Annotated in this window: 14 protein-coding genes and 1 tRNA gene; 10 read left to right on the top strand and 5 right to left on the bottom strand. The window is 71.0% G+C overall.

The features are described from left to right. Nucleotides 1–417 precede the first annotated feature (417 nt). From ald to ACQP1S_RS11590, 9 genes are all read left to right on the top strand, one after another. Nucleotides 418–1533 carry an alanine dehydrogenase gene (gene ald / locus ACQP1S_RS11550; protein ID WP_432906047.1) on the top strand — a complete coding sequence of 372 codons (1116 nt, stop codon included), beginning with the start codon at nt 418–420 and terminating at the stop codon, nt 1531–1533. 68 nt (nt 1534–1601) lie between these two features. Then, nucleotides 1602–2618, top strand: a complete 1017-nt coding sequence (locus ACQP1S_RS11555) for a site-specific tyrosine recombinase XerD (protein ID WP_432906050.1) — start codon at nt 1602–1604, stop codon at nt 2616–2618. Between the two features lie 172 nt (nt 2619–2790). After that, the gene (locus tag ACQP1S_RS11560; RefSeq protein ID WP_067315071.1) at nt 2791–3714 is read left to right on the top strand and encodes a ParA family protein; all 924 of its coding nucleotides are present in this window, start codon (nt 2791–2793) and stop codon (nt 3712–3714) included. A gap of 86 nt (nt 3715–3800) precedes the next feature. Continuing rightward, complete coding sequence (locus tag ACQP1S_RS11565; RefSeq protein WP_432906053.1) at nt 3801–4772, top strand: segregation and condensation protein A; 972 nt, start codon at nt 3801–3803, stop codon at nt 4770–4772. Then, a complete protein-coding gene (scpB, locus tag ACQP1S_RS11570) occupies nt 4772–5773 on the top strand; it encodes an SMC-Scp complex subunit ScpB (RefSeq protein ID WP_432906055.1) in 1002 nt (333 codons plus the stop codon). Before ACQP1S_RS11565 ends, scpB begins: the two co-directional genes overlap by 1 nt. After that, the gene (locus ACQP1S_RS11575) at nt 5760–6530 is read left to right on the top strand and encodes a pseudouridine synthase (RefSeq protein WP_091254551.1); all 771 of its coding nucleotides are present in this window, start codon (nt 5760–5762) and stop codon (nt 6528–6530) included. The genes scpB and ACQP1S_RS11575 overlap by 14 nt, the downstream gene beginning before the upstream one ends. A gap of 191 nt (nt 6531–6721) precedes the next feature. Next, nucleotides 6722–7402, top strand: coding sequence for a (d)CMP kinase (gene cmk, locus ACQP1S_RS11580; RefSeq protein ID WP_432906059.1), 681 nt, complete (start codon nt 6722–6724; stop codon nt 7400–7402). Beyond that, complete coding sequence (der, locus tag ACQP1S_RS11585; protein ID WP_357024988.1) at nt 7399–8796, top strand: ribosome biogenesis GTPase Der; 1398 nt, start codon at nt 7399–7401, stop codon at nt 8794–8796. Before cmk ends, der begins: the two co-directional genes overlap by 4 nt. A gap of 183 nt (nt 8797–8979) precedes the next feature. Further along, nucleotides 8980–9053, top strand: a tRNA-Pro gene (locus ACQP1S_RS11590). A 115-nt stretch (nt 9054–9168) separates the two neighbouring features. Here ACQP1S_RS11590 and ACQP1S_RS11595 read toward each other — a convergent pair. The 5 genes from ACQP1S_RS11595 to ACQP1S_RS11615 form a co-directional block, all read right to left on the bottom strand. Continuing rightward, entirely contained in the window at nt 9169–9531 is a 363-nt protein-coding gene (locus ACQP1S_RS11595) for a tyrosine-type recombinase/integrase (RefSeq protein ID WP_432906061.1), read from the bottom strand. Nucleotides 9532–9601: 70 nt separating this feature from the next. Beyond that, complete coding sequence (locus ACQP1S_RS11600) at nt 9602–9979, bottom strand: integrase core domain-containing protein (protein WP_432906064.1); 378 nt, start codon at nt 9977–9979, stop codon at nt 9602–9604. A 117-nt stretch (nt 9980–10096) separates the two neighbouring features. After that, nucleotides 10097–10483, bottom strand: coding sequence for a hypothetical protein (locus tag ACQP1S_RS11605; protein ID WP_432906067.1), 387 nt, complete (start codon nt 10481–10483; stop codon nt 10097–10099). Further along, nucleotides 10425–10694 (bottom strand): hypothetical protein, encoded by a 270-nt coding sequence (locus tag ACQP1S_RS11610; RefSeq protein ID WP_432906069.1) that lies wholly within the window; start codon nt 10692–10694, stop codon nt 10425–10427. The genes ACQP1S_RS11605 and ACQP1S_RS11610 overlap by 59 nt, the downstream gene beginning before the upstream one ends. Nucleotides 10695–10980: 286 nt before the next feature. Beyond that, complete coding sequence (locus ACQP1S_RS11615; RefSeq protein WP_432906072.1) at nt 10981–11388, bottom strand: PaaI family thioesterase; 408 nt, start codon at nt 11386–11388, stop codon at nt 10981–10983. A 177-nt stretch (nt 11389–11565) separates the two neighbouring features. On the opposite strand from ACQP1S_RS11615, the gene ACQP1S_RS11620 reads away from it, so the two are divergent. After that, nucleotides 11566–12684 (top strand): aromatic ring-hydroxylating oxygenase subunit alpha, encoded by a 1119-nt coding sequence (locus ACQP1S_RS11620; RefSeq protein WP_432906075.1) that lies wholly within the window; start codon nt 11566–11568, stop codon nt 12682–12684. Nucleotides 12685–12696 lie beyond the last annotated feature (12 nt).

Genomic DNA, 12696 nt, shown 5'->3' on the forward strand with positions numbered 1-12696 from the left:
TACGCCGCGCGGCCCTGCGCCGTCCCCGCAGCCGGCCAGCAGGCGGCGGTGCCGGCGGGCTGGCGCGGTGCCGGCCGGCGGGCGTGCACCCCCGCACGGCGCGGTGCCGGCCGGTGCCTGCACCCCCGCCGGCGCGGTGCGTCACGCCGTCGGGACACGATGCGCCCGCGGGCGTTCCCGTCCGGCGGGTGGCGGCGTCCGGTGCGACCATGGGGAGATACGCCGAACGGCAGGCCGGCGCGGTATGCCTGACACATCGTCAGGCGCGACGGACACCGGTTGTCACTGTGCCGCCCGTCGGAGCAGGACAGCCCGCCTAGACTGCCGCCGGCGGGACCGGTGGACCGCGTCGGCAACGGAGCCGGCGGGGCACCGCGCAGTCCGGGGTGCGGCACCCCGGAGAAGGGTGTCTGCATCGTGAAGGTCGGAATCCCACGCGAGGTCAAGAACCACGAGTACCGCGTGGCGATCACGCCGGCGGGCGTCAACGAGTTCGTCCGCCACGGTCACCAGGTCTTCGTCGAGGCCGGCGCCGGCATCGGGTCCAGCCTCACCGACGACGAGTTCGTCGCCGCCGGGGCCACCATCCTCGACACCGCCGACGAGGTGTGGGACACCGCCGAGCTGGTGCTCAAGGTCAAGGAACCGATCGCCGAGGAGCACCACCGGATGCGCGCCGGGCAGGTGCTCTTCACCTACCTGCACCTGGCCGCCTCCAAGGAGTGCACCGACGCGCTGGTCGACCGGAACGTCACCGGCATCGCGTACGAGACCGTGGAGCTGCCCGACCGGTCGCTGCCGCTGCTCGCCCCGATGTCCGAGGTGGCCGGCCGGCTCGCCCCGCAGGTCGGCGCGTACCACCTGCAACGGCAGGGGGGTGGCCGGGGCATCCTGATGGGTGGCGTCTCCGGGGTGTACGCGGCGAAGACCGTGGTCATCGGCGCGGGCGTGTCCGGGATGAACGCCGCCGCCATCGCGCTGGGCCTGCAGGCCGAGGTGCTCCTGCTGGACATGAACGTGGCCCGGTTGCGGCAGGCCGACGCCATCTACCGGGGCCACCTGCAGACGGTCGCGTCCAACGCGTACGAGATCGAGCGGGCGGTGCTCGACGCGGACCTGGTCATCGGCGCGGTCCTCGTCCCGGGCGCGAAGGCCCCGACGCTGATCTCCAACGAGCTGGTGTCCCGGATGAAGCCGGGCAGTGTGCTGGTGGACATCTCCATCGACCAGGGTGGCTGCTTCGAGGACTCCCGCCCCACCACGCACGCCGAGCCGACCTACCAGGTGCACGACTCGATCTTCTACTGCGTGGCGAACATGCCCGGCGCGGTGCCGCACACCAGCACCTACGCGCTGACCAACGTCACCCTGCCGTACGCCCTGGAGCTGGCCAACCAGGGCTGGCGTGACGCGCTGCGCCGCGATCCCGCCCTGGCGCTGGGACTGAACACCCACGACGGTCGGGTGGTCTACGGCCCGGTCGCCGAGGCGCACGGCATGGCCACCCTCCCGCTGGCCGAGGTGCTGGCCTGACCGGTCAGCCGCCCGGCGCGGCACCGGAGCAGGTGCGCGCCGCCGGACCCGGGCCGGCATCCGGCGGGGTGCCCGGCAGCGCAGGCGACGGGGTCGGCGCGGGCGGGGAACCCGCGCCGGCCCTGCGCCGTGTGGTGCGCGGCTATCTCGACCACCTCACCGTCGAGCGGGGGCTGTCGGCGAACACCCTCACCTCGTACCGTCGGGATCTGGAACGGTATCTGGGCACCCTGGCCGCCGCCGGGGTGACCGACCTGGCGGCGGTCGGCACCGGGCAGGTCGAGGCGCACCTGGCCCGGCTGCGCGCCGGCGACGACGACCACCCGCCGCTGGCGGTGACCTCGGCCGCGCGGGCCGCCTCCGCCGTGCGCGGGCTGCACCGGTTCGCCGTCCGGGAGGGGCTGTCCGGTGCGGACCCCAGCCGGGACGTCCGCCCGCCGGTCGCGGCCCGCCGGTTGCCCCGGGCGTTGCCGGTCGACGACGTGACCCGGCTGCTGGAGACCGCCGGCCCGGTCACCGCCACCGGCGACGGGACGGCGCTGGCGCTGCGCGACCGGGCGCTGCTGGAGTTCCTCTACGGCACCGGCGCGCGGATCTCCGAGGCGGTCGGCGCCGCCATCGACGACCTGGACGTCGACGAGGGCACCGCCCTGCTGCGCGGCAAGGGCGGCCGGACCCGCCTGGTGCCGATCGGTGGGTACGCCGTCGAGGCGCTGCGGGCCTTCCTGGTGCGGGCCCGGCCGGGCCTGGTCGCCGCCGGCCGGGGCACCCCGACGGTGTTCGTCAACGCCCGGGGCGGGCCGTTGACCCGGCAGGGCGCGTGGACCGTGCTGCGGCGGGCCGCGCGGCGGGCGGGGCTGCCGGTGGCCGGGCCGCACGCGGTCTCCCCGCACACCCTGCGCCACTCGTACGCCACCCACCTGCTCGACGGCGGCGCGGACGTGCGGGTGGTGCAGGAACTGCTCGGCCACGCCTCGGTCACCACCACCCAGGTGTACACGTTGGTCACCGTGGAACGACTGCGCGAGGTGTACGCCACCACGCACCCCCGGGCCCGGGACGCGAACCCGCCGTCGGGCCGCTGACCGGCCGGTACGCCCGACACGCCGGACCGGTGCCGAACGCGCTGGTCGTCGGTGGCGTAGAGTCGGCATCGGCGCGGACCTCCTGGAACGACAACCGGGGTGCGCAGCGGCGCCGCGAAGGACGTCGGACAGCTCCGATGCCGGGTGGTCGTCGGGAGGGGGCAGCGAGGACATGGCTGGCAACGGTGATCGTGCCGACGCCTGGACGTCGGAGCTCCGTGAGCAGCAGGCGTCGCTCGGCGCCGACCTGGGCCCGGCCGACCCGGCCGCCTACACGATGCGCAAGCCGATCCCCGAGCCGATGCCCACCGACCGGCACGGGCCGGCCCGGATCATCGCGATGGCCAACCAGAAGGGTGGCGTGGGTAAGACCACCACCACCATCAACCTGGGCGCGGCGCTGGCCGAGTACGGCCGCAAGGTCCTGCTGGTCGACTTCGATCCGCAGGGCGCGCTGTCGGTGGGGCTGGGGGTCAACCCGCACAACCTCGACCTGTCGGTCTACAACCTGCTGATGCAGGACGACGTGATGGCCGAGGACGTCCTGATCAAGACGGACGTGGCCGGCCTGCACATCCTGCCCGCCAACATCGACCTCTCGGCCGCCGAGATACAGCTGGTCAACGAGGTCGCCCGGGAGATGGCCCTGGCCCGGGTGCTGCGCAACGTGCGCAAGGAGTACGACTACATCCTGATCGACTGCCAGCCCTCGCTGGGCCTGCTGGCGATCAACGCGTTGACCGTCGCGCACGGGGTGCTCATCCCGCTCGAATGCGAGTTCTTCAGCCTGCGGGGGGTGGCGCTGCTGCTGGACACCATCGACAAGGTCCGCGAGCGGCTCAACTTCGACCTGGAACTCGAAGGCATCCTCGCGACCATGTACGACAGCCGCACCACCCACTGCCGGCAGGTGCTCCAGCGGGTGGTCGAGGCGTTCGGCGACAAGGTCTACCAGACCGTCATCACCAAGACGGTGAAGTTCCCCGAGTCCACGGTGGCCGGTGCGCCGATCACCACCCTCGACCCGGCCTCCTCGGGCGCACGCAACTACCGGCAGTTGGCCCGTGAGGTGATCGCGGCCCAGGCCGACCGGTAGGGGCCGGGGTTGCGTCCCCGGGGCACCACCGGAGTGTCCCGGACGGCGACGACCTCCACGCCTGGGGCGTGGACTACGGTCGTCCGGTGACCGCGCCACCGCTGGACCCGACGACCACCCCGGAGCAGCAGTCCGTGCTGACCGCCGAGGTGGCCGGCGAGAAGGCGGCCGATCCGGCGGGCGGGCAGAGCGCCGGCTTCACCGTCCGGCTGGCGAACTTCACCGGCCCGTTCGACCTGCTGCTGCAACTGATCAGCAAGCACAAGCTGGACGTCACCGAGGTGGCCCTGCACACCGTCACCGACGAGTTCATCTCCTACATCCGGGCCATGGGTGACGAGTGGGACCTCGACGAGACCAGCGAGTTCCTGCTCATCGCCGCCACCCTGCTCGACCTCAAGGCGGCCCGGCTGCTGCCCTCGGCCGAGGTGGAGAACGAGGAGGACCTCGCCCTGCTGGAGGCGCGGGACCTGCTCTTCGCCCGGCTGTTGCAATACAAGGCGTACAAGGAGGCGGCGGCGCACATCGCCGAACTGGAGGCGGTCGGCGGGCGACGCTACCCCCGCGCGGTCACCCTGGAGGCCCGTTACGCCGACGCCCTGCCCGACCTGGTGCTCGGTGTCGGCCCCGAGCGGCTGCTGAGGCTGGCGGTCCGGGCGATGACCCCGAAGCCGGTGCCCGAGGTCTCCATCGCGCACGTGCACCTGGTCCGGGTCAGCGTCCGGGAGCACGCGACGATCCTCGCCGAACGGCTGCGCCGGGCCGGCGTCGCCACCTTCACCCTGCTCTGCGCGGACTGCGAGATCACCCTGGAGGTGGTGGCCCGCTTCCTGGCGCTGCTGGAGCTCTACCGGGAGGGGCTGGTCGCCTTCGTCCAGGAGGAGGCCCTGGAGGAGCTGACCGTACGCTGGACCGGCCCCGCCGACGGCGACGCCGACCTGCACGTCGACGAGTACGCCGGCACCCCCGCCGACCCCGACGAGACCGGTCCCGTCCCGGGCGGACCCGCCGTGTCCGCCGACCCGGCGGGCGAAACCGCGACGACGCAGGAGACGTGATGAGCGACGAGGAGCGCCAGGACTCCCTGGCCGATCAGGCAGCCGCCTGGGTCCCGCCGTGGGAACGCCCCGCCGCCCGGCAGGCTCCCGCTCCCGTCCCGACCGACTCCGGGACCGCGGACACCTTAGGAACGGCACCTGACCACGACCTCCCCGATCCGGTCGTGGCGGGGTCCCCGCCGGGCGATGACGACAGCGTCACCCCGGTGCCGCCCGGCGAACTGCCGGCGGGCGCCGGGCCCGCTGATCCGGGCGACACCCCGGCCGATGCGGCACCCGACGAACCGGGGACGCCGGTGGACCCGGGGGGGCCGGTGGCGGCGGCCGGGACCGGGGCGGGTGCAGCCGGCGTCGGCCCCGACCCGGCGGGGGAGCGGGACGCGGCGGGCGTACCGAAGCGGCGGCCGGCGGGGCGGCGGCGGGCCACCGTCGTGCCGGAGCCGGCACCCGAGCTGGACGACGCGGAGCTGCGGGGCGCGTTGGAGGCCATCCTGCTGGTGGTCGACGAACCGGTCAGCGAGCTGGTGCTGGCCCAGGTGCTGGAGCAGTCACCGGAGCGGATCGGGCCGGTGCTCGACGACATCGCCGCCGGCTACACCGCCGCCGGGCACGGCTTCGAGCTGCGCCGGGCGGCGGGTGGCTGGCGGCTCTACACCCGGCCGGAATACGCCACCCACGTGGAGCGGTTCGTCCTGGACGGGCAGTCGGTACGGTTGACCCAGGCCGCCCTGGAGACGCTCGCGGTGATCGCCTACAAGCAGCCGGTGACCCGGGGACGGGTCTCGGCCATCCGGGGTGTGAACTGTGACGGGGTGCTCCGTACCCTGGTCTCCCGGGGGTTGGTCGAGGAGTGCGGCGCCGAACCGGACAGTGGGGCGTTCCTCTTCCGGACCACCACGATGTTCCTGGAGAAGCTGGGCCTGGACTCGGTCGCCGACCTGCCCCCGCTCGCCCCGTTCCTCCCCGACGACGTAGAAGAGCTTGCCGATGCCACGCGATGACCGTTCCCCCAAGCCCGACGCCCCGGTGTACGAAGGCGCCGAACGCCTCCAGAAGGTGCTCGCCGCCGCCGGGGTGGGCTCCCGCCGCGCCTGCGAAGATCTGATCTTCCGGCGTCGGGTCACCGTCGACGGGCGGGTCGCCCACCTCGGCGACAAGGTCGACCCCGCCACCGCCGTGATCCACGTCGACGGCGAACGCCTCCAGGCCGACAACCGCCTGGTCTACGTGGCGATGAACAAGCCGCGCGGGGTGGTCACCACCATGTCGGACAACAAGGGCCGCAACGAGCTTGCCGAGTTCATCGGCAACCGGGTCGAGCAGCGGGTCTACCACGTCGGGCGGCTCGACGCGGACAGCGAGGGCCTGCTGCTGCTCACCAACGACGGGACCCTCACCCACAAGCTGATGCACCCGTCCTACCAGGTGCTCAAGACGTACCTGGCCGAGGTGGCCGGGCCGATCCCGCGCCACCTGGGCAAGCGGCTGCTGGCCGGCGTCGAGCTGGAGGACGGGCCGGTGAAGGTCGACTCGTTCAAGGTGGTGGACACCCTGGGTAAAACCGCCCAGGTGGAGCTGAGCCTGCACGAGGGACGCAAGCACATCGTCCGGCGGTTGCTGGCCGAGGTCGGGCACCCGGTGTCCCGGCTGGTGCGTACCTCGATCGGGCCGATCAAGCTCGGTGACCTGCGCACCGGGCGGATCCGGCGGCTGACCAACGCGGAGGTCGCCGCCCTGTTCAAGGTCGTGGGTGACTGACCCGTCGTAGCGGGTAGGTGTGCCGGTAGGCTTCCACGCGGCCCACGGGCCGGCGGGTGGTGCGGGTCGCCCCCGACGGCGGCGCGGGGGGCCGACCCGCGAGGCGCGGGATGATGGACGATCGATGGACGACCGCTCAACGGCACCGGAGGAACCGGTGACCCGCGAGGTACGGGCTGAGGAGGACAACGGTGGAGGAAAACGTACGGGCCGGGCGCTGTGTGGTCGCGGTGGACGGGCCGTCCGGTTCGGGTAAGTCCACCGTCTCGCGGCGACTCGCCGTCGACCTCGGTGCGCGTTACCTGGACACCGGCGCGATGTACCGGGCGATCACCTGGGCGGTGCTGCGCTCCGGCGTCGACCTGGCCGACGCCGCCGCGGTGGGCAAGGTTGCCGGCGAGGTCGAGCTGCGCATCGGCACCGACCCCCAGGGGTACGGCGTGACCGTCGACGGGACGGGTGTCGACCAGGAGATCCGGGGCCCCGAGGTGACCGGCGCGGTCTCCGCGGTGGCCGCCGTGCCGGCGGTGCGGGCGTTGCTCGTCGCCCGGCAGCGGGAGCTGATCGCCCAGGCCAGCCGGATCGTGGTCGAGGGCCGCGACATCGGCGCCGTGGTGGCCCCCGACGCCGACCTGAAGGTCTACCTGACCGCCTCCGAGGCGGCCCGCGCCCGACGCCGCAGCGCCGAGGACGCCGCCGACGTCACGGCGACCGCCGCCGACCTGGCCCGGCGGGACCGGCTCGACTCCACCCGCACGGTCAACCCGCTGCGGCAGACCGACGACGCCGTCGAACTGGACACCACCGAGCTGGGCATCGACGAGGTCGTCGCCCAACTGCGTCAGCTGCTCACCGAGCGGGGCGTGGCATGAGCGACGGATGGGTGGAGCTGCGCGAGCCGGAGGCCACCGTCGAGGAACCGACCGGCCCGCAGCCCGTGGTGGCCGTGGTCGGTCGGCCCAACGTGGGCAAGTCGACGCTGGTCAACCGGATCATCGGCCGGCGGCAGGCGGTCGTGGAGGACGTCCCCGGGGTGACCCGGGACCGGGTGCCGTACGACGCGCAGTGGAACGGCCGCTCGTTCACCGTGGTGGACACCGGCGGCTGGGAGCCGGACGCGAAGGACCGGGCGGCGGCCATCGCCGCCCAGGCCGAGACGGCGGTGGTCACCGCCGACGTGGTGATCTTCGTGGTCGACGCCATGGTCGGCTCGACCGATGTGGACGAGGCCGCGGTGAAGATGCTGCGGCGCAGCGCCAAACCGGTGATCCTGGTGGCCAACAAGACCGACAACACCGCCATCGAGATGGAGGCGACCGCGCTGTGGTCGCTGGGCCTCGGTGAGCCGTTCCCGGTCTCCGCGCTGCACGGCCGGGGCTCCGGCGAACTCCTCGACGCGATCCTCGACGCGTTACCCGACGCGCCCAAGATCGTCGAGAACCGGCCGCGCGGCCCCCGCCGGGTGGCGCTGGTCGGTCGGCCCAACGTCGGCAAGTCCAGCCTGCTCAACCGGTTCTCCGGTGAGGAGCGGGCGGTCGTCGACTCGGTCGCCGGCACCACCGTCGACCCGGTGGACAGCCTGGTGGAGATCGGCGGCGAGACCTGGCAGCTGGTCGACACCGCCGGGCTGCGCAAGCGGGTCGGCAAGGCCAGCGGCACCGAGTACTACGCCAGCCTGCGTACCGCCGGGGCCATCGAGGCGGCCGAGGTGGCGGTGGTGCTGCTCGACTCCAGTGAGCCGATCAGCGAGCAGGACCAGCGGATCCTGACCATGGTCGTCGAGGCCGGCCGGGCCCTGGTGATCGCCTTCAACAAGTGGGACCTGGTCGACGCCGACCGCCGGTACTACCTGGACAAGGAGATCGACCGGGAGCTACGCCGGATTCCCTGGGCGATCCGGCTCAACCTGTCGGCGCAGACCGGCCGGGCCGTCGACAAGCTCGCCCCCGCGCTGCGCAAGGCGTTGGCGAGCTGGGAGACCCGGGTGCCCACGGCGCAGCTCAACCAGTGGCTCACCGCCCTGGTCCAGGCCACCCCGCACCCGGTGCGCGGCGGCCGGGCTCCGAAGATCCTCTTCGCCACCCAGGCGGGTGTCTCCCCGCCCCGGTTCGTGCTGTTCACCACCGCGCCGCTGGACGCCGGCTACCAGCGTTTCGTCGAGCGCAAGCTCCGCGAGGAGTTCGGCTTCGAGGGCAGCCCGGTGGAGATCTCGGTACGACCCCGCAAGAAGCTCGGCCCCGGCGGCCGGGGCAAGGCCCACGGCTGACCCGGCACCGTCAAGGGCTGCCGCTCCCACCCGGGAACGGCAGCCCTTCCCGTATCCCCCTTTCCTAGGACGCTTTAGGGGTGGTGGCGGTGCACCTCAACGCGACAGGGGGCTGTGCGCGCGGTGCGAAGATCCTGCGCTAAGCTGTACCGGCTGCCGCGGGGGAGACCACGCGGGGAGTATCGGGACGTGGCGCAGCTTGGTAGCGCACTTGACTGGGGGTCAAGGGGTCGTCGGTTCGAATCCGGCCGTCCCGACAGACAAAAAGCCCTGACCAGCGGGAACGCTGGTCAGGGCTTTGACTTGTATCTATGGAGATTTGAACCGCCCCCCGAAAACCCCCCGTTTACCGGGGTCGACGGTCAGGTTCTGTCATCCATGTGCGTCGTTGGTTGTTGCTGGTGTGGAACGGCGTTGGCGGTGGGTGCCGAGCCGTTCGAGGATGTCGGAGACGTCCGGGACCTGGACGGGTTTGGCAATGTAGTAGGTGTCGGTGACCTCCTCGCTGGAGTGTCCGAGCTGCGCGGACGCGCTCTTGGTGTCCTTTTCCTCCTTGATGAGGGTGGCGACGGTCTTGCGGAAGGTGTGCGGGGTGACCCAGGCGAGGTCGGTGTCGGCGCGGGCCTGACGCCACTGGCGGCGGACGTTGTTGGGGGAGAGCCAGGTACCGCGTCGGGACGCGAAGATCGCGTCGTGGAGGTTGTCGGGGGCGTCGATCTTGCGGGCCATGAGCATGCCGACGGCGAAGCGGGGCAGGACGACCCTCCGGTAGCCGTGTGGGTGCCGATAATGCCATCCGTGCTGGTCAGGCGGCTTTATCGTATTTGTGGAGGATGCCGCCGAGTCGGTCATGTCGGTGGATGCGTAGACGTGCGGGGGCGGTTGGCTCGGTGGTCGGGTCGGGTAGTGCTCGCAGGGGCCGGGCGTTCGCGATGCCCCGGTGCGGTCGATGTTGATTGTGGTGGTGTTCGTACTCGCGCAGTGCGTGTAGCAGGTGCGCCTGATTCCAGATCAGAGTCCGGTCGAGCACCTCGTGGCGGCAGGATTGGATCCACCGTTCCATGATCGAGTTCATGCGAGGCATGCGCACGCCGGTGAGCATGACCTCGATGCCGGTGTCGGCCAGGGTGTTGTCGAACAGCGCCGGATATTTGCCGTCACGATCGCGGATCAGGTACTTCACCTGGCAGCCGGTGTCCTCGAGGTCCCATGACCAGGTTCCGGGCCGCCTGCGCGACCCAGGCTGCGGTCGGATGGGGCGTGACGCCGAGGACCCGGACGCGGCGGGTGGCGTGCTCGATCACCGCGAGGACGTACATGCGGTCAGCGTCACGGTCTCGAAGAAGTCCGTGGCGATCAGGCCTTGGGCTTGGGAACGCAGGAACGTCGCCCAGGTGCTGCTCGTGCGTTCGGGTGCCGGGTCGACGCCGGCGTCCTGGAGGATCTCCCATACGGTGGAGGCGGCGACCTTCACCCCGAGGACGAGGAGTTCGCCGTGGATGCGCCGGTTGGCCCAGCCGTTGTTCTCTCGTGCCAGGCGCAGGACCAGGGTGCGGATCGACCGGATCGTTCGTGGCCGTCCGGCCCGGTAGGGCCGGGAACTCTGGGTGTGTCGGCGGGCGATCAGATCACGGTGCCAGCGCAGTACCGTGTCCGGGCGCACGAGCAGCCGCGGCTGGTGCAGCACCGGTCGGGGTAGCGGGTGCAGCAGAGCGGCCGGCCATGCCCGGTCCGCGGGGGGCGAACCGGACCCGGTCGCCGCCGAGTTGCCGTTCGAGGATCATGATCTGGTGGCGCAGGGCGAGGATCTCGGCGTCCTTGTCACGGTCGCTCATCGGCAACAGCCGCAGCAGCGTGAGGGCGTTGGTCACACCGAGGTAGGCCAGTCGCAGCAACACAAGCGATCATCCTCGCGGAGCAGAATGCATCGAAGATCACCGAGGTCCGGTCACTGAAACCAGCCCCTCGGATCAGGCCCGCGCGTCGATGATCGAGAAGGCTTTGACCAGGGCGGATGAGGTTTTCGGCACCAGCAACGCCGCCGGGTCCGCTGCCGACCTTGGTGACCGCTTGGCCGTCGTCGACCGCCGTGGTCTCCTGACCCACCGGCACGACTCCACCCCCGGCGGTCGGGCGGCCCACACCGGGCGCCCGACCGCCGGGGGTGACCTCGTCAGTGGAGAACTACGACCGGGCGGAGACCACCGTGCCCTGGGCGATCGCGCAGAGGGTCTCCTGGTCGTCCTGCACCGAGTAGATTTCGCACTGGCAGACGGCCTGCCGCTTGCCGACGCTCTTGGCCACCGCGCGGCCGACCAGGACCGCCCCCGTGGCCGGCTTCAAATAGTTGATCTTGAATTCGGAGGTCAGCGCGTTGCCGCCCAGTGCCAGCCCACCGGCGAAGGTGATGGAGTTGTCGGCCAGGTAGCTGAGCACGCCGCCGTGCACATACCCGTGCTGCTGCTTGAGCTGGTCGGTGATGGTCACCGACAACTCCGCGCTGGTCTGACCGACCCCGGTGAGCCGCGCGCCGAGGTACTGACTGAACGGCTGCGCGTCGAACACGCTGTGCGCGAACTGCTCGAGATCCATCGTTCCTCCGGACACCGGCCACATTGACAGGGTGCGCTCACCGACGATAATCGGTGAAAAAGTGTGCTGACGACTCCCGATCGGATCCTAACAGGGCACACCGACCCGCCGCCCACCTGCGGCAGGCCCCGGATCTAAGGAACGTGTCTGATGAATCACCAGGAACAGGTAGAAATCATGAAGGGCCTTTTCGCGCTCCGCGAACAGGGCCGCGATCAGGAAATGCTCGGCCGGGTCGTCGAGGTGCCGGTGAGCAACTATACGGACGCCGACATCCTCGACCGCGAACTGGCTGGCGTCTTCCGCGACTACCCTCTGGTGGCCGGGCACGTCTCGAACGTCGCCGAACCGGGTTCCTACCTGTTGAGCGACTGGAACCGGATCCCCTACGTGGTGACCCGCGATCGGCAGGGCCGGCTGCGCGCCTTCCTCAACCAGTGCCGACACCGGGGCGCCCGACTGGTGAAGGGGGACGAGAAGCAACTCAAGGCGTTCGTCTGCCCGTTCCACAACTGGGTGTACGACCTCGACGGCTCGCTACGCTCGATCAGCCGGCAGGAGGACTTCCCCGGCATCGACCCCGACCAGTACGGCCTGAAGGAGCTGCCGGTCACCGAGGCGGGCGGCCTGATCTGGGTGCACCCGGACCCGGCGGGCAACCTCGACCTGCGGGCGTACCTGGGCCGGATGCTGGACGACCTGGTGGAATTCGAGGTCGACCAACTCGTCCGGTATCGCAAGACCAAGGTGGTGAAGAATGCGAACTGGAAACTGCTGATCAAGACCTATCTTGAGGGTTACCACGTCCCGTATCTGCACCGCAGCACCCTGTCGAAGGCATTCCGGAAGGGCGTGCTCTCCCATTTCGAGGACGGTCCGCACATCCGCATGTGCGCCGCCCGGTCGAATATCGAGGAAGCCCTGACGACCGAGCCCGACTCGTGGCGGATCCTCGAATACGCCTCGGTCTACTACGTGCTCTTCCCGAACACCTTCTTCATCATGCACCCGGACTACGTCTCGATCAACATCTTCTGGCCGGAGGCGCCGGACCGGACCATCTGGACCCACGAAATGATGTACCGGGCCGCCGACTTCCCTGGCGAGGAGGGACAGGCGGCGCTGGCCAAGCGCTTCGCCTTCACCAACGACGTGGTGTTCGGCGGGGAGGACTTCGCGGTGGCCGAGGACGTCCAGGAGAACCTCCGCTACGGCGCCAACGAGGTGCACACCCTGGGCCTGGCGGAGGGTCTGCTCGCCATCTTCCAGCAGAGCATCGACGACCGCCTGCGCTGAGAGACGTCTGAT

This window comes from Micromonospora matsumotoense (assembly GCF_050951065.1).
Lineage (GTDB): Bacteria > Actinomycetota > Actinomycetes > Mycobacteriales > Micromonosporaceae > Micromonospora > Micromonospora matsumotoensis.